Source organism: Enterobacter sp. PL_is511, from assembly GCF_055816065.1.
In genome coordinates, this window is sequence record NZ_JBVPGP010000015.1 from 59682 (window position 1) to 83407 (window position 23726).

21 protein-coding genes are annotated in these 23726 nt (G+C 56.2%); 16 read left to right on the forward strand and 5 right to left on the reverse strand.

Translation table 11 applies throughout. The features are described from left to right. Positions 1–2 precede the first annotated feature (2 nt). Positions 3–2264: a 5-methyltetrahydropteroyltriglutamate--homocysteine S-methyltransferase gene (gene metE, locus AC0TN7_RS03095; protein ID WP_473701823.1), complete on the forward strand. Its 2262-nt coding sequence runs from the start codon at positions 3–5 to the stop codon at positions 2262–2264. 43 nt (positions 2265–2307) lie between these two features. On the opposite strand, the gene AC0TN7_RS03100 is transcribed toward metE, so the two are convergent. Together AC0TN7_RS03100 and AC0TN7_RS03105 are read right to left on the reverse strand one after the other, a co-directional pair. Continuing rightward, complete coding sequence (locus AC0TN7_RS03100) at positions 2308–3771, reverse strand: glycoside hydrolase family 1 protein (RefSeq protein ID WP_473701824.1); 1464 nt, start codon at positions 3769–3771, stop codon at positions 2308–2310. A gap of 38 nt (positions 3772–3809) precedes the next feature. Then, positions 3810–4616: a dienelactone hydrolase family protein gene (locus tag AC0TN7_RS03105; RefSeq protein WP_024907996.1), complete on the reverse strand. Its 807-nt coding sequence runs from the start codon at positions 4614–4616 to the stop codon at positions 3810–3812. 255 nt (positions 4617–4871) lie between these two features. Between AC0TN7_RS03105 and udp the strand changes: the two genes are divergently transcribed. From udp to tatD, 9 genes are all read left to right on the forward strand, one after another. Continuing rightward, complete coding sequence (gene udp / locus AC0TN7_RS03110; RefSeq protein ID WP_003860792.1) at positions 4872–5633, forward strand: uridine phosphorylase; 762 nt, start codon at positions 4872–4874, stop codon at positions 5631–5633. Between the two features lie 140 nt (positions 5634–5773). Continuing rightward, entirely contained in the window at positions 5774–7231 is a 1458-nt protein-coding gene (rmuC, locus tag AC0TN7_RS03115) for a DNA recombination protein RmuC (protein ID WP_473701825.1), read from the forward strand. Positions 7232–7297: 66 nt separating this feature from the next. Then, positions 7298–8053, forward strand: coding sequence for a bifunctional demethylmenaquinone methyltransferase/2-methoxy-6-polyprenyl-1,4-benzoquinol methylase UbiE (gene ubiE, locus AC0TN7_RS03120; protein WP_023309612.1), 756 nt, complete (start codon positions 7298–7300; stop codon positions 8051–8053). A gap of 13 nt (positions 8054–8066) precedes the next feature. Then, positions 8067–8672, forward strand: a complete 606-nt coding sequence (gene ubiJ / locus AC0TN7_RS03125) for a ubiquinone biosynthesis protein UbiJ (protein ID WP_061716323.1) — start codon at positions 8067–8069, stop codon at positions 8670–8672. Beyond that, positions 8669–10309, forward strand: a complete 1641-nt coding sequence (gene ubiB / locus AC0TN7_RS03130; RefSeq protein WP_024907999.1) for a ubiquinone biosynthesis regulatory protein kinase UbiB — start codon at positions 8669–8671, stop codon at positions 10307–10309. The genes ubiJ and ubiB overlap by 4 nt, the downstream gene beginning before the upstream one ends. Positions 10310–10385: 76 nt before the next feature. Then, positions 10386–10640 (forward strand): Sec-independent protein translocase subunit TatA, encoded by a 255-nt coding sequence (gene tatA / locus AC0TN7_RS03135; protein ID WP_024908000.1) that lies wholly within the window; start codon positions 10386–10388, stop codon positions 10638–10640. A gap of 3 nt (positions 10641–10643) precedes the next feature. Then, positions 10644–11186, forward strand: coding sequence for a Sec-independent protein translocase protein TatB (gene tatB, locus AC0TN7_RS03140; protein ID WP_024908001.1), 543 nt, complete (start codon positions 10644–10646; stop codon positions 11184–11186). Between the two features lie 2 nt (positions 11187–11188). Continuing rightward, complete coding sequence (gene tatC, locus AC0TN7_RS03145) at positions 11189–11959, forward strand: Sec-independent protein translocase subunit TatC (RefSeq protein WP_032646063.1); 771 nt, start codon at positions 11189–11191, stop codon at positions 11957–11959. A gap of 41 nt (positions 11960–12000) precedes the next feature. Then, positions 12001–12783: a 3'-5' ssDNA/RNA exonuclease TatD gene (gene tatD / locus AC0TN7_RS03150; RefSeq protein ID WP_267215807.1), complete on the forward strand. Its 783-nt coding sequence runs from the start codon at positions 12001–12003 to the stop codon at positions 12781–12783. On the opposite strand, the gene rfaH is transcribed toward tatD, so the two are convergent. Further along, positions 12780–13271: a transcription/translation regulatory transformer protein RfaH gene (gene rfaH, locus AC0TN7_RS03155; RefSeq protein ID WP_023309605.1), complete on the reverse strand. Its 492-nt coding sequence runs from the start codon at positions 13269–13271 to the stop codon at positions 12780–12782. The genes tatD and rfaH overlap by 4 nt on opposite strands. Before the next feature lie 173 nt (positions 13272–13444). Here rfaH and ubiD point away from each other — a divergent pair, with 173 nt between their 5' ends. Continuing rightward, positions 13445–14935 (forward strand): 4-hydroxy-3-polyprenylbenzoate decarboxylase, encoded by a 1491-nt coding sequence (ubiD, locus tag AC0TN7_RS03160; RefSeq protein WP_196243980.1) that lies wholly within the window; start codon positions 13445–13447, stop codon positions 14933–14935. Between the two features lie 42 nt (positions 14936–14977). Next, on the forward strand, positions 14978–15679 hold the full coding sequence (gene fre / locus AC0TN7_RS03165; protein ID WP_008501516.1) for an NAD(P)H-flavin reductase: 702 nt from the start codon (positions 14978–14980) through the stop codon (positions 15677–15679). A 161-nt stretch (positions 15680–15840) separates the two neighbouring features. Here fre and fadA read toward each other — a convergent pair whose 3' ends face one another. Both fadA and fadB read right to left on the reverse strand, forming a co-directional pair. Further along, positions 15841–17004, reverse strand: coding sequence for an acetyl-CoA C-acyltransferase FadA (gene fadA / locus AC0TN7_RS03170; protein ID WP_008501515.1), 1164 nt, complete (start codon positions 17002–17004; stop codon positions 15841–15843). 9 nt (positions 17005–17013) lie between these two features. Beyond that, a complete protein-coding gene (fadB, locus tag AC0TN7_RS03175; RefSeq protein ID WP_473701826.1) occupies positions 17014–19203 on the reverse strand; it encodes a fatty acid oxidation complex subunit alpha FadB in 2190 nt (729 codons plus the stop codon). A gap of 190 nt (positions 19204–19393) precedes the next feature. Between fadB and pepQ the strand changes: the two genes are divergently transcribed. Genes pepQ through hemG form a run of 4 tightly spaced genes read left to right on the forward strand, consistent with a single transcriptional unit; the run spans position 19394 to position 23386 of the window. Continuing rightward, entirely contained in the window at positions 19394–20725 is a 1332-nt protein-coding gene (gene pepQ / locus AC0TN7_RS03180) for a Xaa-Pro dipeptidase (RefSeq protein ID WP_473701827.1), read from the forward strand. Further along, positions 20725–21339, forward strand: coding sequence for an IMPACT family protein (locus tag AC0TN7_RS03185; protein WP_024908007.1), 615 nt, complete (start codon positions 20725–20727; stop codon positions 21337–21339). The genes pepQ and AC0TN7_RS03185 overlap by 1 nt, the downstream gene beginning before the upstream one ends. 39 nt (positions 21340–21378) lie before the next feature. Further along, on the forward strand, positions 21379–22830 hold the full coding sequence (gene trkH / locus AC0TN7_RS03190) for a Trk system potassium transporter TrkH (RefSeq protein WP_023309600.1): 1452 nt from the start codon (positions 21379–21381) through the stop codon (positions 22828–22830). Positions 22831–22840: 10 nt separating this feature from the next. Continuing rightward, the gene (gene hemG, locus AC0TN7_RS03195) at positions 22841–23386 is read left to right on the forward strand and encodes a menaquinone-dependent protoporphyrinogen IX dehydrogenase (protein WP_473701828.1); all 546 of its coding nucleotides are present in this window, start codon (positions 22841–22843) and stop codon (positions 23384–23386) included. Positions 23387–23726 lie beyond the last annotated feature (340 nt).

Genomic DNA, 23726 nt, shown 5'->3' on the forward strand with positions numbered 1-23726 from the left:
ACATGACAATCCGCAATCACACTCTCGGTTTCCCTCGCGTTGGCCTGCGCCGCGAACTGAAAAAAGCGCAAGAAAGCTACTGGGCGGGTAACAGCACCCGTGAAGAACTGCTGGCGGTGGGACGCGAGCTGCGCGCCCGTCACTGGGAGCAGCAGAAACAGGCGGGCATTGACCTGCTGCCGGTGGGCGATTTCGCCTGGTACGACCATGTTCTGACGACCAGCCTGCTGCTTGGCAACGTGCCGGCTCGTCATCAGAACAAAGATGGATCGGTAGATATCGATACCCTGTTCCGCATTGGCCGTGGCCGTGCGCCAACGGGTGAGCCAGCGGCAGCGGCGGAAATGACCAAGTGGTTCAACACCAACTATCACTATATGGTGCCGGAGTTCGTGAAAGGTCAGGAGTTCAGGCTGACCTGGACGCAGCTGCTGGATGAAGTGGACGAAGCGCTGGCGCTGGGTCATCAGGTGAAGCCCGTATTGCTGGGGCCAGTCACCTACCTGTGGCTGGGTAAAGTAAAAGGCGAACAGTTTGACCGCCTTAGCCTGCTGAAGGACATTCTGCCGGTCTACAAACAGGTGCTGATTGAGCTGGGCAAACGCGGCATTCAGTGGGTGCAAATCGACGAGCCGGCGCTGGTGCTCGAACTGCCCAAGGTTTGGCTCGATGCCTTCAAACCGGCGTATGACGCGCTGGCGGGGCAAGTGAAGCTGCTGCTGACCACCTATTTCGAAGGCGTTACGCCGAACCTGAACATCATTACCGCGTTGCCGGTTCAGGGCCTGCACGTTGACCTCGTACACGGTAAAGACGATGTGGCGGAGCTGCATAAGCGCCTGCCTGTGGACTGGCTGCTTTCCGCCGGGCTGATTAACGGTCGTAACGTCTGGCGCGCCGATCTCACCGGGAAATACACCCAGATTAAGGACATCGTCGGCAAACGTGAGCTGTGGGTGGCTTCGTCCTGTTCCCTGCTGCACAGCCCGATCGATCTGAGCGTGGAGACTCGCCTGGATGCCGAGGTGAAAAGCTGGTTTGCCTTCGCCCTGCAAAAATGTGAAGAGCTGACGCTGCTGCGCGATGCGCTGAACAGCGGCGACACGGCGGCGATCGCCGAATGGAGCGCACCGATCCAGGCGCGTCGTCACTCGGCGCGCGTGCACAACCCGGCGGTGGAAAAACGTCTGGCGGCCATCACCGCCCAGGACAGCCAGCGTCAGAGCTCGTATGAAGTCCGCGCTGAAGCGCAGCGTGCCCGCTTCAACCTGCCTGCGTGGCCGACCACCACCATCGGTTCCTTCCCACAAACCACCGAAATCCGTGGCCTGCGTCTGGATTTTAAAAAGGGCAATCTGGATGCGAATCACTACCGCACCGGTATCGCCGAACACATCAAGCAGGCGATTATCGAGCAGGAACGTCTGGGTCTGGACGTGCTGGTGCACGGTGAGGCCGAGCGTAACGACATGGTGGAATACTTCGGTGAGCATCTCGATGGCTTCGTGTTTACCCAAAACGGCTGGGTGCAGAGCTATGGCTCCCGCTGCGTGAAGCCACCGGTGGTTATCGGTGACGTCAGCCGCCCGGAAGCGATCACCGTGGAGTGGGCGAAATACGCGCAGTCCCTCACGGACAAGCCGGTGAAAGGCATGCTCACTGGTCCGGTGACCATTCTTTGCTGGTCCTTCCCGCGTGAAGACGTGACCCGTGAAACCATCGCCAAACAGATTGCCCTGGCACTGCGTGATGAAGTGGCGGATCTGGAAGCAGCAGGCATTGGCATTATTCAGATTGACGAACCGGCCCTGCGCGAAGGTCTGCCGCTGCGCCGCAGCGACTGGGATGCCTACCTGCAGTGGGGTGTGGAAGCGTTCCGCATCAACGCCGCGGTGGCGAAGGACGACACCCAGATCCACACCCACATGTGTTACTGCGAATTTAACGACATCATGGATTCGATTGCCGCGCTGGACGCCGACGTGATCACCATTGAGACGTCGCGCTCAGACATGGAGCTGCTGGAGTCGTTCGAAGAGTTCGAGTACCCGAACGAAATCGGGCCGGGCGTGTACGACATTCACTCCCCGAACGTGCCGAGCGTGGAGTGGATTGAAGCCCTGCTGAAAAAAGCTGCCCAGCGCATTCCGGCCGAGCGCCTGTGGGTGAATCCGGACTGCGGCCTGAAAACCCGCGGCTGGCCGGAGACGCGTGCGGCGCTGGCGAACATGGTGAAGGCAGCACAGAACTTGCGTCAGGCATAATTGTGACGCGCGATGGCCGGGTGCCAGCCCGGCCTTATCGTACTTAGCTCAGGTCTGCGCCGTTGCTGGCAATCACTTTTTGGTACCACCAGAAGGAGTCTTTTTTCAGCCGTTTCAACGTACCGTTGCCTTCATCGTCCTGATCGACATAGATAAAACCGTAGCGTTTGGACATCTGCGAGGTGCCCGCGCTGATGATGTCGATACAGCCCCACGTGGTGAACCCCATCACCTCCACGCCTTCATTAATCGCGGCCAGCGTTTGCGCGAAGTGCGCGCGGAAATAGTCGATTCGATAGCTATCGTGGATCCTGCCGTTTTCGACCACATCCTTCGCGCCCAGACCGTTTTCAACGATAAACAGCGGCTTTCGGTAACGGTCATACAGCTCCAGCAGCGAGATTTTTAACCCAAGCGGATCAATCTGCCATCCCCATTCGGACGCAGGCAGATACGGGTTTTTCACACCGAGAACGGTATTCCCGGGAATGCGTTCGGCGTCAGGCTGAGTGGATTCGGTCATCGACATGTAATAGCTGAAGGAGACGAAATCGACGGTATGCGCCTTTAAAATACGCCGATCGTCAGGGTGCATTTCAATATGGATATTTCGTCGTTCCAGATCGCGCAGGATCAGCGGCGGATAGTCGCCAAATACCTGCACGTCAGCATAAAAATAGTTTTCCAGGTTTTTCTTCAGCGTGGCTTCAACGTCTTCCGGACGGCAGCTGTGCGGATAGGTCGTCAGTTTGGTCAGCATACACCCGACCTGGCTGCCCGGAATTTTGGCGTGGCAGTCTCGGGTGACCAGTGCAGACGCGACAAACTGATGATGCAGACCCTGATAGATATCCTGTTTCGCGTTGCCCGGCGCGCTTTTCTCTTCGCGAATGCCCGCGGTCGTAAAGGGATGGCGGTGAATACTGTCTATTTCATTGAAGGTTAGCCAGTAATGCACCAGCTCTTTGTAGCGGTCGAAACAAACATTGCTGAAGCGAACGAAGGCATCGACCACATTACGATGCACCCAGCCGTTATATTTTTCGCTCAGCGCCAGCGGCATTTCGTAGTGGGAAAGGGTGACCAGCGGCTCGATGTTATGACGACGCAGCTCGCGGAACAGTTCTTCATAAAACTGCAGCCCGGCCTCGTTTGGCGCGGCGTCCTCTCCGGTCGGGAAAATACGCGACCAGGCAATGGATACGCGCAGCACCTTAAAACCCATCTCAGCAAACAGCGCGACGTCGTCTTTATAGTGGTGATAAAAATCGATGCCGCGGCGTTTCGGGTACAGCGCATCATTTTTACCTTCAAACGCGTCGCGGATATTCTCGTCCGTCAGGGCCATATGGCCGCTGTAATCTTTCACGGTGAGGTTGGGTTTCCAGGCGACAGCGTCAGCAACGGACGGCCCTTTGCCGTCCACGCTCCATGCGCCTTCGGCCTGGTTGGCGGCAATCGCGCCGCCCCATAAAAAACCGTGTGGAAACGCGAGGGAATAGTCCATAACACGTACTCCTTATGCGTCATGATGATGGGAAAGGCTTACCCTTTTTTACCACCGTACTGACGGAACCACGTAAGCATCCGCTGCCATCCATCTTTCGCCGATTCAGCGTGATAGCTCGGACGATAGTCGGCGTTAAACGCATGCCCGGCATCCGGGTAAACTACAATCTCCGCCTTCGCATTTGCCGCGCGGAGCGCATGGCGCATGGTTTCTACCGAATCCAGCGAAATACCGGTGTCCTGACCGCCGTAAAGCCCTAACACGGGGGCATTCAACTCGGTGGCGATATCAACCGGATGTTTCGGTGAATTCAGCGTTTTTTCACCCACCAGTTTGCCGTACCAGGCGACAGCGGCTTTGAGCTGCGGGTTATGCGCGGCATACAGCCAGCTAATGCGTCCGCCCCAGCAGAAACCGGTGACCAGCAGACGATGGGGATCGCCCCCGTTGCGCGCCGCCCAGCTGGCGACGTGATCGAGATCGGCCAGCACCTGCGCGTCCGGGACTTTGCTGACCAGGTTGCTGAGCAAGGTGGGAATATCGCTGTAGTCGTTCGGATCGCCCTGACGGAAGTAGAGCTCTGGCGCAACGGCCAGATACCCTTCCAGCGCCAGCCGGCGGCAGAGGTCGCGAATGTGTTCGTGAACACCAAATATCTCCTGAATCACAATCACGATGGGCAGCGGGCCGTCTGCCGATTTTGGTCGTGCGTGATAAGCAGGCATATTCTCCCCCTGCGAGGGAATAGAGGTCTCACCCGCCGTGATGGCGTCTTCAGACGTTGAGACGATGGTTGAGGCATGCGGGGCCGCAGCAGGTGCAAAACCGGTTTTTTCAGTCATGGCATTCTCCGTACCAATCAGTTAGCGCAAAGGTAAATATAGACACCAGGTTAACAACTCACAGTGCCTTAAACGGTCTATCTTTTGTGCAGCACCTGACGATATAACTTGTTAATGTGATGTAAATCACTTTTTGGTGGAAATTCAATGCAATCATTTTCATTCATGGTGAGATGTGTCACGAAATTATGCTTACTGCTTCTGTAAAGTACCGTTTTACTTCTTCTGACTAACCGACCCACAGAGGAGTCACCTATGTCTAAGTCTGATGTTTTTCATCTCGGCCTCACTAAAAACGATTTACAAGGGGCTACGCTCGCTATCGTCCCTGGCGATCCTGAGCGTGTGGAAAAGATCGCCGCGCTGATGGATAAGCCGGTCAAGCTGGCTGCCCATCGTGAGTTCACCACCTGGCGCGCAGAGCTGGATGGCAAAGCGGTGATCGTGTGCTCTACCGGTATCGGTGGTCCGTCTACGTCTATTGCTGTTGAAGAGCTGGCGCAGCTGGGCATTCGTACTTTCCTGCGTATCGGTACCACCGGCGCTATCCAGCCGCACATCAACGTCGGCGACGTGCTGGTCACGACCGCGTCCGTCCGTCTGGACGGTGCAAGCCTGCACTTTGCACCGATGGAATTCCCGGCAGTGGCGGATTTCGAGTGCACCACCGCGCTGGTTGAAGCCGCGAAATCCGTGGGCGCAACCACCCACGTGGGCGTAACCGCCTCTTCCGACACCTTCTACCCGGGCCAGGAGCGTTACGACACCTTCTCTGGCCGCGTGGTAAGCCGCTTCAAAGGCTCCATGGAAGAGTGGCAGTCAATGGGTGTGATGAACTACGAAATGGAATCCGCCACGCTGCTGACCATGTGCGCAAGCCAGGGTCTGCGTGCCGGTATGGTGGCGGGCGTTATCGTCAACCGTACCCAGCAGGAGATCCCGAACGCCGAAACCATGAAGCAGACCGAAAGCCATGCAGTGAAAATCGTGGTCGAAGCCGCGCGTCGCCTGATCTAGTCCCCTCCTTTCGAAATCAAAGGCCGGCACGTTCGGCCTTTATTTTTTGCGTAGCGCCTCGCAGGAAAACCCTTTCAAACTGGACGTTTATACAGCACAATCTTATTTTGTGCGGGTAATACGTTGATGCAGGGGGCATTGTGGATATCTCAATCCTGATTTATGCGGTGATTGCGCTGGTGGGCGTGGCGATAGGCTGGCTCATTTCCAGCTATCAGCATGCACAGCAGAAGGCCGAACAGCTGGCAGAGCGCGAAGAGATCGTCGCTGAATTAAGTGCGGCAAAGCAGCAGCTTGCCCTGAGTGACCACTGGCGCGACGAGTGCGAGCTGCTTAACAACGAGCTGCGCAATCTCCGTGATATCAACACCTCGCTGGAGGCCGATCTCCGCGAAGTGACCACCCGCCTTGAATCCACTCAGCTGCATGCGGAAGACAAAATCCGCCAGATGATCAACAGCGAGCAGCGCCTCAGCGAACAGTTTGAGAACCTCGCCAACCGTATTTTCGAGCACAGCAACCGTCGCGTTGATGAACAGAACCGCCAGAGCCTTAACAGCCTGCTGACGCCGCTGCGTGAACAGCTGGACGGTTTTCGTCGTCAGGTGCAGGACAGTTTTGGTCAGGAAGCCCGCGAGCGGCACACTCTGGCGCATGAGATTCGCAATCTCCAGCAGCTGAATGCCCAGATGGCGCAGGAAGCGGTCAACCTGACCCGCGCGCTCAAAGGGGATAACAAAACCCAGGGCAACTGGGGAGAAGTGGTGCTGACCCGCGTACTGGAAGCCTCCGGCCTGCGGGAAGGATATGAATACGAAACGCAGGTGAGTATCGAAAACGACGCCCGCTCGCGCATGCAGCCGGATGTGATTGTGCGGCTGCCGCAGGGTAAAGATGTGGTGATTGACGCCAAAATGACCCTGGTGGCGTATGAGCGTTACTTCAACGCGGAGGATGACTACACCCGCGAATCGGCGCTGCAGGAGCACATTGCCTCCGTGCGTAGCCACATTCGCCTGCTCGGCAGAAAAGACTATCAGCAGTTGCCGGGTCTCCGCTCGCTGGACTATGTCCTGATGTTTATTCCGGTAGAGCCCGCGTTTCTGCTGGCACTCGACAGGCAGCCTGAACTCATCACCGAAGCGCTCAAAAATAACATTATGCTGGTCAGCCCTACCACGTTGCTGGTGGCGTTACGTACCATTGCGAACCTGTGGCGCTATGAGCACCAGAGCCGCAACGCGCAGCAGATTGCCGATCGTGCCAGCAAGCTGTACGACAAAATGCGCCTCTTCGTGGACGACATGTCCTCAGTCGGGCAGAGCCTGGATCGTGCGCAGGATAACTACCGCCAGGCGATGAAAAAACTCACCTCGGGACGCGGCAATCTGCTGGCGCAGGCCGAATCATTCCGCAGCCTGGGGGTAGAGGTTAAACGCGAGATTAATCCGGAATTGGTGGAACAGGCCACCGCCCAGGACGACGAGTTTCGCCTGCGAGAAGGTGCGGACGAACAAAAGACAAACAGTGAAGACAATACGTTAGCGGTGGATTTATCACCAGACGAGACTCCAGCGCGTTTCTTTCGCGGTGGTTGAAACGTAGGGCAAACGCGCCCAATCTGTTACACTTCACGAACATTTTACTGATAAGCAGGCTCTGAGATGGCTGACGATTCACAAGACACAACGCACTTTGGCTTTCAGACTGTCGCCAAAGCGCAGAAAGCTGACATGGTGGCCCACGTATTTCATTCCGTGGCGGCGAAGTACGATGTAATGAATGACCTGATGTCGTTCGGCATTCATCGCTTGTGGAAGCGCTTCACCATTGACTGTAGCGGCGTGCGTCGCGGACAAACGGTGCTGGATTTAGCCGGCGGTACGGGCGATTTAACCGCGAAATTCTCTCGCCTGGTGGGTGAAACCGGTCGTGTTGTTCTTGCCGATATTAATGACTCCATGCTGAAAATGGGCCGCGAAAAGCTGCGTAACATCGGCGTGGTGGGGAACGTGGAATATGTTCAGGCAAACGCCGAAGCGCTGCCGTTCCCGGACAATACCTTTGACTGCATCACGATCTCCTTCGGTCTGCGTAACGTGACCGATAAAGAAAAGGCGCTGCGCTCCATGTACCGCGTGCTGAAACCGGGTGGACGCCTGCTGGTGCTCGAGTTCTCGAAACCGATCATTGAGCCGCTGAGCAAAGCCTACGACGCCTATTCCTTCCACGTGCTGCCGCGCATCGGTGAGCTGGTGGCGAATGATGCGGAAAGCTACCGCTATCTGGCGGAATCTATCCGTATGCACCCGGATCAGGACACCTTAAAAGCCATGATGCAGGATGCAGAATTTGAGAACGTTGAATATTTCAACCTGACGGCGGGTGTCGTCGCGCTGCATCGCGGTTACAAATTCTGAGTGGAGGTGTCCCGTGCCCTTTAAACCCTTAGTCTCTGCAGGCATCGAGAATGTACTGAATGCTTTTCTGTATCGCGCTCCGGCGCTGAAAGCTGCGCGTCAGCGGCTAAACGGGAAGGTATTGCGCATTGTTTTAAAAGAGTTATCGACGCCGCTTGTACTGGTCTTCAGCGAACGCCAGCTTGACGTACTGGGGGAGTGGGAAGGTGAAGCTGACTGCTCGGTCATCACGCACATGAGCGTGCTGCCAAAACTGCGCGATCGCCAGCAATTAACGGCGCTTATCCGCAGCGGTGAGCTGGAAGTAGAAGGCGACATTCAGGTCGTGCAGAACTTCGTTGCGCTCACCGATCTTGCGGAGTTCGACCCGGCAGAGCTGCTCGCGCCTTTTATCGGCGACATCGCCGCCGAAGGTATCGGGAAAGTCCTTCATGGTGGCGCCTCCTTTGCGCGTAAAAGCCTGCATCGTCAGCAACGCTATGCGGCGGAAGTGCTGACGGAGGAGTGGCGAATGGCACCCGGGCCATTGGAAGTGGCGTGGTTTGCGGAAGAGACCGCTGCTGTTGAACGTGCGGTTGATGCGTTAACCAAACGGCTGGAAAAACTGGAGGGCAAATGACGCCTGGTGAAATTCGGCGCCTCTATTTTATTATTCGCACCTTTTTGAGCTACGGGCTCGACGAGCTTATCCCCAAAATGCGTATCACGCTGCCGCTTCGTATCTGGCGGCGGATGCTGTTCTGGATGCCCAATCGCCATAAAGGTCAACCGCTGGGTGAGCGTCTGCGTCTCGCGCTGCAGGAGCTCGGTCCGGTTTGGATTAAATTTGGACAGATGCTGTCGACCCGTCGCGATCTCTTCCCGCCGCTTATTGCCGATGAGCTCGCGATGCTGCAGGACCGCGTCGCACCGTTTGACGGCGCGCGCGCGAAAAAGCAAATTGAAGAGGCGATGGGAAATGTACCCGTCGAGACCTGGTTTGACGATTTCGACATTCACCCACTGGCATCGGCCTCTATCGCGCAGGTGCATACCGCGCGTCTGAAAGAAAACGGCAAAGAAGTTGTTATTAAGGTCATTCGTCCGGACATCCTGCCCATCATCAAAGCAGACATGAAGCTGATTTATCGTCTGGCGCGCTGGGTACCACGCTTGCTGCCGGACGGGCGTCGCCTTCGTCCACTGGAAGTGGTGCGGGAATATGAAAAAACGCTGATTGATGAGCTTAACCTGCTGCGCGAATCGGCAAACGCCATTCAGCTGCGTCGCAACTTTGAAAACAGCCCGATGCTCTATGTTCCTGAAGTCTATTCTGACTACTGCAGCCAGAACATGATGGTAATGGAGCGTATCTACGGTATTCCGGTTTCGGATGTGGTGGCCCTTGAGAAGCAGGGAACGAACATGAAGCTGTTGGCCGAGCGTGGGGTACAGGTCTTCTTTACCCAGGTGTTCCGCGACAGCTTTTTCCATGCGGACATGCATCCGGGCAATATCTTCGTGAGCTACGAACACCCTGAGGATCCGAAGTACATCGGTATCGACTGCGGGATTGTGGGGTCGCTGAACAAGGAAGATAAACGGTATCTGGCTGAGAACTTCATCGCGTTCTTCAACCGCGACTACCGTAAGGTGGCCGAGCTGCACGTCGATTCAGGCTGGGTGCCGCCGGACACCAACGTCGAGGAGTTCGAGTTCGCGATCCGGACCGTTTGTGAACCGATTTTTGAAAAACCGCTGGCGGAAATCTCCTTCGGACACGTGCTGTTAAACCTGTTCAACACGGCTCGCCGCTTTAATATGGAAGTTCAGCCGCAGCTAGTTTTACTTCAGAAAACATTACTTTACGTTGAGGGTGTAGGCCGACAGCTCTATCCTCAGTTAGACTTGTGGAAGACCGCGAAACCTTTCCTTGAGTCCTGGATTAAGGATCAGGTTGGCATTCCGGCGCTGGTGCGCTCGCTGAAAGAGAAAGGCCCGTTCTGGATAGAAAAAATGCCGGAAATTCCTGAACTGGTTTATGACAGTTTGCGTCAGAGCAAGAACCTTCAGCACAGCATGGATAAAATCGCCCGCGAGCTTCAGTCCAGCCGGGTACGCCAGGGACAGTCACGCTATCTCTTTGGGATTGGCGCAACGCTGCTGCTGAGCGGTACGCTGCTGCTGATCAACCGTCCGGACTGGCAGATGATGCCCGCCTGGCTGATGGCCGCCGGGGTGGTTGTCTGGCTTGCCGGATGGCGAAAAACGCGCTGAGTTTGCGTCGCTATCGACGGGTCGCATACGTATAATGCGACCTGACTAATTAATCATCTATCCCTGAGGAACATGTATGGGTGGTATCAGTATCTGGCAATTGTTGATCATTGCCGTCATCGTCGTGCTGCTGTTTGGCACCAAAAAGCTCGGTTCTATTGGTTCCGACCTGGGCGCGTCTATCAAAGGCTTCAAGAAAGCGATGAGCGATGATGAGAGCAAGCAGGATAAAACCAGCCAGGACGCTGATTTTACTGCTAAGTCCATCGCCGATAAGCAGGAAGAAGCCAAAAAGGAAGACGCTAAACGCCACGATAAAGAGCAGGTGTAAGTCGTGTTCGACATTGGTTTTAGTGAGCTCCTGCTGGTCTTTGTGATTGGCCTGATTGTGCTGGGGCCGCAGCGTCTGCCGGTGGCGGTGAAGACCGTTGCGGGCTGGGTTCGTGCGCTGAGATCGCTGGCATCGACCGTTCAGAATGAGCTGGCGCAGGAGCTTAAGCTGCAGGAATTTCAGGAAAGCCTTAAAAAGGTCGAGAAGGCGAGCATGGATAACCTGACGCCGGAACTGAAAGCGTCAATGGATGAGCTGCGCGAAGCGGCGGAATCCATGAAGCGCTCCTACAGCGTTAACGATCCTGAAAAAGCGAGCGATGAAGCGAACACCATCCATAACCCGGTGGTGAAGGGCAGCGAGGAGCAGCGCGAGGGCGTAACGCCTGCCAGCGCAGAACATCAGGCTGCCGCGCCAGAACAGACGCCGCAGGAAACCGAAGTGAAAAAACAGGTGCAGCCGGAAGAGCCGGTGGCAAAAACGGCGGAAGTGAAGCCCGCTGCGTCCGTTTCCGAATCATCCCCCTCGTCGAGTGATAAAGCGTAAACATGGCAGTAGATGATACTCAACCGCTGATTGCGCACCTCATTGAGCTGCGTAAGCGCCTGTTAAACTGCATTATTGCGGTTTTACTCATATTCCTGTGCCTGGTCTATTTTGCCAACGATATCTATCAGGTTGTCTCTGCACCGCTGATCAAGCAGATGCCGCTGGGCGCAACGATGATTGCAACAGACGTTGCTTCTCCGTTCTTTACCCCTATCAAGCTGACCTTCTGGGTATCGTTGATTGCCTCAGCGCCGGTCATTCTTTACCAGGTGTGGGCGTTTGTGGCGCCAGCGCTGTATAAGCACGAACGTAAGCTGGTGATCCCGCTGCTGGTGTCTAGTTCGCTGCTGTTCTATATCGGCATGGCGTTTGCCTATTTCGTTGTCTTCCCGCTGGCCTTCGGCTTCCTGACGCATACCGCGCCGGAAGGGGTTCAGGTGTCGACGGATATCGCCAGCTACCTCAGCTTTGTGATGGCGCTGTTTATGGCGTTCGGCGTGGCATTCGAAGTGCCGGTGGCCATTGTGCTGCTTTGCTGGGTAGGGGTAACAACCCCGGATGACCTGCGTAAGAAGCGTCCGTATATCCTGGTGGGCGCCTTTGTGGTCGGCATGCTGCTGACACCGCCGGATGTGTTCTCGCAGACGCTGCTGGCCATACCGATGTACTGTCTGTTTGAGGTTGGCGTCTTCTTCTCGCGTTTCTACGTGGGTAAAGGACGTCGAGCGGATGACGAAGACGATACGTCCGACAAGACCACTGAAGAGTAAAACCAGCCGCCCGTCAGGGCGGTTGTTATATGGGGATTTGCATGTTTGATATCGGACTCAATCTGACCAGCTCGCAGTTTGCGAAAGATCGTGATGAGGTAGTTGCGCGTGCGTTTGCTGCCGGGGTGAAAGGGCTGCTGCTGACAGGCACCAACCTGCATGAGAGCGAGCAGGCGCAGCAGCTGGCGCAACGCTACGATCGCTGTTGGTCTACTGCTGGTGTACATCCTCACGACAGTAGCCAGTGGACCCCGGAAAGTGGCGACACCCTGTACAGGCTGGCGAAGACGCCAGAAGTGGTAGCGATCGGCGAATGCGGTCTCGATTTCAACCGTAACTTTTCCACGCCTGAAGAGCAGGAAAAAGCATTCACTGCCCAGCTTGCGCTGGCGGCAGAGCTTGGAATGCCCGTATTTATGCACTGCCGCGACGCGCATGAGCGTTTCCTGGCACTTCTGGATCCGTGGCTGGAGAAACTGCCCGGCGCGGTACTCCACTGCTTTACCGGTTCACGACAGGAAGCGCTGGATTGCCTGAAGCGAGGGCTTTATCTGGGTGTTACTGGCTGGGTTTGCGATGAGCGTCGCGGGCTCGAACTTCGGGAGCTGTTGCCAGCGATCCCGGCTGACCGGTTGCTCCTTGAAACCGATGCGCCCTATCTGCTACCGCGCGATATGAAACCCAAACCGGCATCGCGGCGAAATGAGCCCGCGTATCTGGGGCACATTGTTGAGAGTGTTGCGAAGTGGCGCGGAGAGGATCCGCACTGGCTTTCAGCGCAGACGGATAACAACGTGCGTAATCTGTTCGGAATAAACGTTTAAAGTTTGCGGAAGTCGGTGTTTTTAACGCTCTGCAGCACCTGCTTGTTCAGCAGATTGAGCAACAGCATAGAGCGCGCTTCCCCGTCCGGCTCGGCAAAAATCGCCTGCAGGCCTTCGAAAGCCCCTTCGGTAATCACGACGCTATCGCCCGTGTAAGGGGTTTCGGGGTCGGTGATCCCTTCAGGCTGTTGATAAATCGACAGCTGATGAATGACCGTCGACGGAACCGTTGCCGGGTGGGCGCCAAAACGAACGAAGTGGCTAACGCCACGCGTTGCGCTGATGGTGGTGGTGTGGATGACTTCCGGGTCGAACTCCACGAACAGGTAGTTCGGGAATAACGGCTCACTGACGGTTGTGCGCTTCCCGCGCTGCATTTTTTCAAGCGTGATCACGGGTGTCAGGCAATTTACAGACTGACGTTCAAGATGTTCCTGCGCGCGCTGAAGTTGCCCGCGTTTGCAATACAGTAAATACCAGGCCTGCATAATCACTCTTTCCCTTAGTTCGGGGCGCAAGCATATCAAAACCCTGGCGGGATCGCTAAGTTGATTATAATGGGCGAAAATGGGACAGAACGCATAACTTCACGCTAATTTAACAAAATTACAGCATCAAGCAGGCTTACGCCGTATAATGAAGCGCTTACAGAGAGGCCATGATTAACTGCATGAAATACCACGATCTCCGCGACTTCCTGACGCTGCTGGAAAAGCAGGGTGAACTCAAGCGTATTACACTTCCTGTTGATCCTTATCTGGAGATGACAGAAATTGCTGACCGCACCCTGCGTGCCGGTGGCCCCGCGTTACTGTTTGAAAATCCGAAAGGGTACTCCATGCCGGTGCTGTGCAACCTGTTTGGTACACCGCGTCGTGTTGCACTGGGGATGGGTCAGGAGGACGTCACGGCCCTGCGTGAAGTCGGTAAACTGCTGGCGTTTCTGAAAGAGCCGGAGCCACCGAAAGGCTTCCGCGATCTGTTCGACAAACTGCCGCAGTTTAAGCAGGTGCTGAACATGCCCACCAAACGCCTGCGCGGCGCGCCGTGCCAGCAGAAGGTGCTGGAAGGCGATGCGGTTGATCTGACCAAAATCCCTGTCATGCAGTGCTGGCCGGAAGATGCTGCGCCGCTGATCACCTGGGGGCTCACCGTTACGCGCGGCCCGCACAAAGAGCGGCAAAACCTCGGTATTTACCGCCAGCAGTTGATTGGCAAGAATAAACTCATCATGCGCTGGCTGTCGCATCGCGGCGGCGCGCTGGATTTCCAGGAGTGGTGCGCTGCGCATCCGGGGGAGCGTTTCCCGGTGTCCGTTGCGCTGGGCGCCGATCCGGCCACCATTCTCGGGGCCGTCACGCCCGTACCGGATACGCTCTCGGAGTATGCCTTTGCTGGCCTGCTGCGCGGAACGAAAACCGAAGTCGTGAAGTGTATCTCTAACGATCTTGAAGTCCCGGCCAGTGCAGAAATTGTGCTGGAAGGTTACATTGAGCAGGGGGAAATGGCGCCAGAAGGCCCTTACGGCGACCACACCGGCTATTACAACGAAGTGGATAACTTCCCGGTGTTTACCGTGACGCACATTACGCAGCGTGAAGATGCGATTTATCACTCCACGTATACCGGACGTCCACCGGATGAACCGGCGGTGCTGGGCGTGGCGCTGAATGAAGTGTTTGTGCCGATCCTGCAAAAGCAGTTCCCGGAAATAGTTGATTTTTATCTGCCGCCTGAAGGATGCTCGTATCGCATGGCGGTGGTCACGATGAAGAAGCAGTATCCTGGTCATGCTAAACGCGTGATGATGGGCGTATGGTCTTTCCTGCGCCAGTTTATGTATACCAAATTTGTTATTGTCTGCGATGATGACGTTAACGCCCGCGACTGGAATGACGTAATCTGGGCCATTACCACGCGAATGGACCCGGCGCGCGATACGGTGTTAGTCGAAAACACGCCGATTGATTATCTGGATTTTGCCTCGCCGGTTTCCGGTCTTGGCTCAAAGATGGGACTGGATGCCACAAATAAATGGCCTGGCGAAACCGACCGTGAATGGGGTCGCCCGATCAAAAAAGATCCTGCTGTGACCGCGCGCATTGACGCGATCTGGGACGAGCTGGCCATAATGAATAACGGTAAACCCTGAGCTGACCGTTAAGCCCTATAGACTTCCCGACAGAGAGAGCGAATGACAACCTTAAGCTGTAAAGTGACCTCGGTAGATGCCATCACCGACACCGTATATCGCGTCCGTTTAGTGCCAGAAGCGCCATTCTCTTTCCGCGCGGGTCAGTACCTGATGGTTGTGATGGATGAGCGTGATAAGCGTCCTTTCTCTATGGCCTCCACGCCGGCGGAGCAGGAATTTATTGAGCTTCATATCGGTGCGTCAGAGCTTAACCTGTATGCGATGGCCGTCATGGACCGCATTCTGAAAGAGCGCGAGATCGTAGTAGATATTCCGCACGGTGATGCGTGGCTACGCGATGACGAAGACCGTCCGCTGATCCTGATCGCTGGCGGTACGGGCTTCTCCTACGTGCGCTCCATTCTGTTGACCGCCCTGGCGCGTAACCCGGACCGGGACATTACCATTTACTGGGGTGGCCGCGAAGAGAAACATCTGTACGATCTGTCTGAACTGGAAGCGCTGAGCGTCACCCATCCTAACCTGCGCATTGAACCGGTGGTTGAGCAGCCGGAAGAGGGCTGGCGCGGGCGTAGCGGTACGGTGCTGACGGCGGTGCTGCAGGATCACGGTACGCTGGCTGGGCACGATATCTATATCGCTGGCCGTTTCGAGATGGCGAAAATCGCCCGCGATCTGTTCTGTAACGAACGTGATGCGCGTGAAGACCGCCTGTTTGGCGATGCGTTTGCCTTCATTTAAATAAAAAACCCGCCCCTGACAGGCGGGAAGAACGGCAACTAAACTCTCTCTCTTCGCCAGTGACGCCACTGGCGGCGAGGTACCTCTCGTAGGCCGGGAAAGCGCAGCGTATCCCGGCAAAAGCCCGATGGCGCGATGCTTATCGGGCCTACGTATTAGACCTACACTCTCTCAAACACCGTCGCGATACCCTGACCCAGCCCGATACACATCGTTGCCAGACCAAACTGGGCATCTTTGCGTTCCATCAGGTTGATCAGCGTCGTGCTGATGCGCGCCCCGGAGCAGCCCAGCGGGTGGCCGAGGGCGATCGCGCCGCCGTTGAGGTTAATCTTCTCGTCGATCTGCTCCATCAGCCCCAGATCTTTAATGCACGGCAGGATCTGCGCGGCGAAGGCTTCATTCATCTCAAACAGATCGATGTCGCTGGCGGTTAATCCCGCTTTTTTCAGCGCCAGCTTCGAGGCCGGAACCGGGCCGTAACCCATGATTGAAGGATCGCAGCCCACGACCGCCATCGAACGTACCCGAGCGCGAGGGGTTAAGCCCAGCTCGCGGGCGCGGCTTTCGCTCATCACCAGCATCGCGGCGGCACCGTCGGACAGCGCTGACGAGGTCCCTGCCGTGACCGTACCGGTGACCGGATCAAACGCCGGACGCAGCGTGGAAAGGGCTTCGACGGTGGTTTCCGGGCGGATGACTTCGTCGTAGCTGAACTGCTTCAGAACGCCGTCTGCGTCGTGACCGCCGGTCGGGATGATCTCATTCTTAAAGGCACCGGACTGTGTCGCCGCCCATGCGCGAGCGTGAGAGCGCGCGGCAAAGGCATCCTGCATTTCACGGCTGATGCCGTGCAGACGAGAGAGCATCTCGGCGGTCAGACCCATCATCCCCGCGGCTTTCGCCACGTTACGGCTCATGCCCGGGTGGAAATCGACCCCGTGGCTCATCGGCACGTGGCCCATGTGCTCAACGCCGCCCACCAGACAGGCCTGCGCATCACCGGTCATGATCATGCGCGCCGCGTCGTGCAGCGCCTGCATTGACGAACCGCACAGGCGGTTCACCGTGACGGCCGGAACCGAATGCGGGATCTCCGCCAGCAGCGACGCGTTACGGGCGATGTTGAAACCTTGCTCCAGGGTCTGCTGCACGCAGCCCCAGTAGATATCGTCCAGCGCAGCAGGATCCAGCGCCGGGTTACGCGCCAGCAGGCTACGCATCAGATGCGCGGAGAGGTCTTCCGCACGCACGTTACGGAATGCACCGCCTTTTGAACGGCCCATCGGGGTGCGAATCGCATCAACAATGACAACCTTTTCCATTGTGACTCCTTAAGCCGTTTTCAGCTCGCCAACCGGACGGGCTGGCTCAACTGCTGGATAGTAGGGTTCGTTATGGCGCGCTTTGTTACGCAGCCCTTCCGGCACCTCATAAAGCGGGCCGAGGTGCTGATACTGCTGAGCCATATCGAGATAGCGGGCGCTGCCGAGCGTGTCCAGCCAGCGGAACGCGCCGCCGTGGAACGGAGGGAAGCCCAGGCCGTATACCAGCGCCATATCGGCTTCTGCCGGGCTGGCGATGATGCCTTCTTCGAGGCAACGCACCACTTCGTTGATCATCGGAATCATCATGCGGGCGATGATCTCATCGTCGGTGAAGTCGCGTTTCGGCGGGCATACGTCGGCCAGCAGGCCATCCACCGCGGCGTCTTCTTCTTTCTTCGGTTTGCCCTTGCTGTCTTCTTTATAGCGCCAGAAGCCCAGACCGTTTTTCTGACCGAAGCGGTTAGCGTCGAACAGCGCGTCAATCGCGTCGCGATAATCTTTCTGCATACGCTGCGGGAAGCCTGCCGCCATTACCGCCTGGGCGTGGTGGGCGGTATCAATGCCGACCACGTCCAGCAGATACGCCGGGCCCATCGGCCAGCCGAACTGTTTTTCCATCACTTTGTCGATTTTGCGGAAGTCCGCGCCGTCGCGCAGCAGCTGGCTGAAACCGGCGAAGTAAGGGAACAGCACGCGGTTGACGAAGAAGCCCGGGCAGTCGTTAACGACGATCGGCGTTTTGCCCATCTTGCTTGCCCATGCCACCACTTTAGCGATGGTTTCGTCGGAGGTTTTTTCCCCACGGATCACTTCGACCAGCGGCATACGGTGTACCGGGTTGAAGAAGTGCATCCCGCAGAAGTTTTCCGGACGCTTCAGCACGCTCGCCAGTTCGCTGATTGGAATGGTGGAGGTGTTAGAGGCCAGCACGGTATCCGGGCGAACCTTGTCTTCCGTTTCCGCCAGCACCGCTTTTTTAACTTTCGGGTTCTCGACGACGGCTTCGACCACCACGTCGACACGGTCGAAACCGCTGTATTCCAGCACGGGCTGAATGGTGGAGATCACGCCTGCAAGCTTCAGCCCGTCAATTTTTCCGCGTTCCAGCTGTTTATTCAGCAGCTTGGCCGCTTCGGTCATGCCCAGCGTCAGGGATTTCTCGCTGATGTCTTTCATCACTACCGGCACGCCTTTCCAGGCCGACTGGTAAGCGATGCCGCCACCCATAATGCCCGCGCCGAGTACCGCCGCATGTTTTGGCGTCTCAACGTTTTTGGTCAGCTGTTTGGCTTTGCCTTTCACGAACTGATCGTTAAGGAAGATACCGACCAGCGCGCGGGCTTCATTGGTGTGCGCCAGCGGGACAAAGCTCTGATTTTCGAGCTTCAGCGCGTCATCGCGTCCGAGACGGGCAGCCGCTTCAATGGTTTTCACCGCCGTGATTGGCGCCGGGTAGTGTTTACCCGCCGTCTGCATCACCATGCCTTTGGCGATGGTGAAGCTCATGGTGGCTTCAATCTTGCTGAGTTTTAACGGTTCCAGCTTCGGCTGGCGTTTGGCTTTCCAGTCGAGATCGCCGTTAATCGCCTGACGCAGAATGGCGACAGCACCTTCAACCAGCTTCTCAGGTTTCACAACGCCGTCGACCAGACCGATTTTCTGTGCCTGTTCTGCGCCGACATCTTTACCCGCGGCAATGATCTCCAGCGCGCTGTCGGCACCCAGCATGCGCGGCATACGGACGGAGCCGCCAAAGCCCGGCATGATGCCCAGCTTGGTTTCCGGCAGGCCGATGCGCAGGTCCGGTGTCGCCAGGCGATAGTCTGTCGCCAGCACGCACTCGCAGCCGCCGCCCAGCGCATAGCCGTTAACGGCGGAAATGGTCGGGACAGGCAGATCTTCCAGACGATTAAAGACGCTGTTGGCAAAGTGCAGCCACTGGCTCAGCTGTTCTTCCGGGACCAGGAACAGCGAAAGGAACTCGGTGATATCGGCACCGACGATAAAGGCCGCTTTGTTCGAACGCAGCAGCAGCCCTTTTAATTCAGGTTGTTTTTCAAGAACATCCAGCGCCTGGCCAAGACTGGCCACCGTCGCGGTATCAAGCTTGTTCACTGAGCCGGGGGCATCGAACACCAGTTCGGCAATGCCATCTTCCAGCCAGTTGAGGTACAGGGTGTCGCCTTTGTAGAGCATGTCAGTCTCCTGAATCCAGCAATTGGATCTGGTCATACCAGATGAATCGGAGTGTGGGATTTATGTTAATAAAATGCAAATTACTCATTAAGAAAATGCTGCATTGATCACGGTCGGTGGAAATCACGCAGCCGGAGTGAGGTGTGCTAAGATGCGATGACTTGAGGTCAAAAAAACGAAAGGAAGAATGATGGACTCACTGGCTTCGCTTTATAAAAATCATATCGTTACCCTACAAGAACGTACCCGCGATGTACTGGCCCGCTTTAAGCTGGATGCGCTGCTGATCCACTCCGGCGAGCTGATGAATACCTTTCTGGATGACCACGCTTATCCGTTTAAGGTGAACCCGCAGTTTAAAGCCTGGGTACCGGTGACGCAGGTTCCAAATTGCTGGCTGCTGGTGGATGGCGTGAACAAACCGAAACTGTGGTTCTACCTGCCGGTCGATTACTGGCACAACGTAGAACCGCTGCCGACCTCTTTCTGGACGGAAGAGGTTGATGTGATTGCACTGCCGAAAGCGGACGGTATTGGCGGCCAGCTGCCTGCCGCACGTGGCAACATCGCCTATATTGGCCCTGTTCCGGAGCGTGCATTGGGCCTGGATATTGCGGCAGACAAACTCAACCCGAAAGGGGTGCTGGATTACCTCCACTATTACCGCGCATATAAAACCGACTATGAACTTTACTGCATGCGTGAAGCGCAAAAAACGGCGGTGAATGGTCACCGTGCCGCGCACGAAGCGTTCCAGTCGGGGATGAGCGAGTTCGACATCAATCAGGCCTATCTGACCGCGACAGGTCACCGTGATACCGACGTGCCGTACAGCAACATTGTCGCGCTCAACGAGCACGCGTCTGTGCTTCACTACACCAAACTGGATCACCAGGTTCCGTCGGAAATGCGCAGCTTCCTGCTGGACGCAGGGGCAGAGTATAACGGCTACGCGGCTGACCTGACCCGTACCTGGGCGGCGAATGCGGACACCGATTTCGCGCAGCTGATTAAAGACGTGAACGATGAACAGCTGGCGCTGATTGGCACCATGAAGGCGGGTACCAGCTATGTGGATTACCACATCCAGTTCCATCAGCGCATCGCAAAACTGCTGCGTAAGCATCAGATTGTGAAAGACATGAGCGAAGAGGCGTTGGTTGAGAACGATCTGACCGGGCCATTCATGCCGCACGGTATCGGCCATCCGCTGGGCCTGCAGGTTCACGACGTTGCGGGCTTTATGCAGGATGATACCGGTACACATCTGGCGGCACCGTCTAAATATCCTTACCTGCGCTGCACCCGTATTCTGGAGCCGCGTATGGTGCTGACGATTGAGCCGGGGATCTACTTTATCGAATCCCTGCTGGCGCCGTGGCGTGAAGGCCAGTTCAGCAAGCACTTCAACTGGGAAAAAATTGACGCGCTGAAGCCGTTTGGCGGTATTCGTATCGAAGATAACGTGGTGGTTCACGAAAACGGTATCGAGAATATGACGCGAGATCTGAAGCTGGCCTGATGGAAAGCTGGCTGATACCGGCTGAACCGGTCACCTTTGTTGAGGAAATCAAGAAAAGCCGCTTTATTACGCTGCTGGCGCATACCGATGGCGTAGAGGCGGCAAAAGCGTTTGTCGAGTCCGTCCGGGCTGAGCATCCTGACGCCCGTCACCACTGCGTGGCGTGGGTAGCAGGGCCGCCGGACGATTCGCAGCAGCTGGGGTTTTCCGATGACGGTGAACCGGCGGGCACGGCCGGTAAACCCATGCTCTCCCAGCTAATGGGCAGCGGCGTGGGCGAAATAACCGCCGTGGTGGTGCGCTACTACGGCGGCATTTTGTTAGGCACCGGTGGGCTGGTTAAAGCCTATGGTGGGGGCGTACAGCAGGCGCTTAATATGCTGGTCACTACCCGCAAAACGCCGCTTACCGAATATACTTTATTATGCGATTACGCCCAGCTATCGGGTATTGAAGCGCTGCTGCGGCAGTTTAACGGTGTCATCGCACACAGTGAATATCAGGCAATGGTGCAATTACGCGTGGCGCTTCCTCAGGCGGAACTGGCTGCTTTTTCAGCAAAACTGGCTGATTTTAGTCGTGGTTCGTTGCAATTGCTGCCGATTGAAGAATAATCCCCACCTCACTTTTGAATACCAAAGGAAGCGGCAGAGATGCATTTTCGTGCCATAACCCGAATCGTTGGACTGCTGGTCATACTCTTTTCCGGGACGATGATTCTCCCTGGACTGGTGGCGCTTATCTACCGGGACGGCGCGGGGCGGGCATTTACCCAGACCTTCTTTGTCGCGCTGGCGATTGGCTCGCTGCTGTGGTGGCCAAACCGTCGCCAGAAAGGTGAGCTGAAATCTCGCGAAGGCTTTTTGATTGTGGTCCTGTTCTGGACGGTGCTGGGGAGCGTTGGTTCGCTGCCCTTTATCTTCTCTGAACAGCCTAACCTGAGCATCACGGATGCCTTTTTTGAATCCTTCTCCGGTTTAACGACCACCGGGGCGACGACGCTGGTGGGGCTGGATTCACTTCCGCACGCCATTCTCTTTTATCGCCAGATGCTGCAGTGGTTCGGGGGGATGGGGATCATCGTCCTGGCGGTGGCCATTCTGCCTATTCTGGGCGTTGGTGGGATGCAGCTCTATCGCGCCGAAATGCCCGGACCGCTGAAAGATAACAAGATGCGCCCGCGTATTGCTGAGACGGCGAAAACTCTCTGGCTTATCTATGTCTTGCTGACGGTGGCCTGTGCGCTGGCGCTATGGTTTGCCGGGATGCCCGCTTTCGACGCCATCGGACACAGCTTCGCGACGATTGCTATCGGCGGGTTCTCCACCCACGATGCCAGCGTCGGCTACTTCGACAGCCCAACGATTAACACGATTATTGCCATTTTCCTGCTGATCTCTGGCTGTAACTACGGCCTGCACTTCTCTTTACTGAGCGGGCGCAGCCTGAAGGTGTACTGGCGTGACCCAGAGTTCCGCATGTTCATTGGCGTCCAGCTGACGCTGGTGATCATCTGTACACTGGTATTGTGGTTCCATGATGTCTATAACTCCGCGTTGACCACGCTAAACCAGGCCTTCTTCCAGGTAGTATCGATGGCGACGACCGCCGGGTTTACCACGGACAGCATCGCGCGCTGGCCGCTGTTCCTGCCGGTGCTTCTGCTCTGTTCCGCGTTTATCGGCGGCTGTGCGGGGTCGACGGGCGGTGGCCTGAAGGTGATCCGTATTCTGCTGCTGTTCAAGCAGGGCAACCGTGAGCTGAAACGCCTGGTCCACCCGAACGCGGTCTACAGCATCAAGCTGGGTAACCGCGCGCTGCCGGAACGTATCCTCGAAGCGGTGTGGGGGTTCTTCTCGGCGTATGCGCTGGTCTTTATCGTCAGCATGCTGGCGATTATCGCGACGGGAGTGGATGATTTCTCCGCCTTTGCTTCCGTTGTCGCAACATTGAACAACCTTGGGCCTGGCCTGGGGGTTGTGGCGGATAACTTTGCCAGTATGAACCCGGTCGCGAAATGGATCCTCATCGCCAATATGCTGTTTGGTCGTCTTGAGGTCTTTACGCTGCTGGTGCTGTTCACCCCTACATTCTGGCGCGAGTAAGGAGCCGTTGATGAAAACACTGATTCTTTTCTCTACGCGAGACGGGCAAACGCGTGAGATTGCCGCGTATCTGGCATCTGAATTAAAAGAGCTGGGGATTTACTCTGATGTGGTGAACCTGAACCGTGCTGAGCAGATAAGCTGGCAGGATTACGACCGCGTGGTAATTGGTGCATCTATTCGTTACGGGCATTTCCATCCGGCGCTGGATCGCTTTGTGAAAAAGCATACGGTGGTGCTCAACAAATTGCCCGGTGCGTTTTACTCGGTCAATCTGGTCGCGCGTAAACCCGAGAAGCGCATGCCGCAGACCAACAGCTACACGCGCAAGTTTTTACTCAACTCGCCGTGGCAGCCTGATCTGTGCGCCGTCTTTGCCGGCGCGCTGCGCTACCCTCGCTACCGCTGGTATGACCGCTTTATGATCCGTCTTATTATGAAGATGACGGGGGGCGAAACCGACACGCGTAAAGAAGTGGTTTATACCGACTGGTCGCAGGTAGCCAGTTTTGCGCGAGAAATCGCACATTTAACGGGCGATTCGCGACATAAATAAGCGTTAAGTTTGAAAAGTGAGCGAACGAAAAGTTTTTTATATTTTGTGCTTGTCACTTCAGAATAACTCCCTATAATGCGCCTCCACTGACACGGAACAACGGCACACATGCCGCCGGGTCAGCAGAGAATAGCGAAAATAAACGCTTGACTCTGAAGCGGGAAAGCGTAATATGCACACCCCGCGCCGCAGCGAAAAGCGAAGCGGCACTGCTCTTTAACAATTTATCAGACAATCTGTGTGGGCACTCAAAGTGACATGGATTCTTAATGTCTTCGGACAATAAATGAATACCAAGTCTCTGAGTGAACATACGTAATTCATTACGAAGTTTAATTCA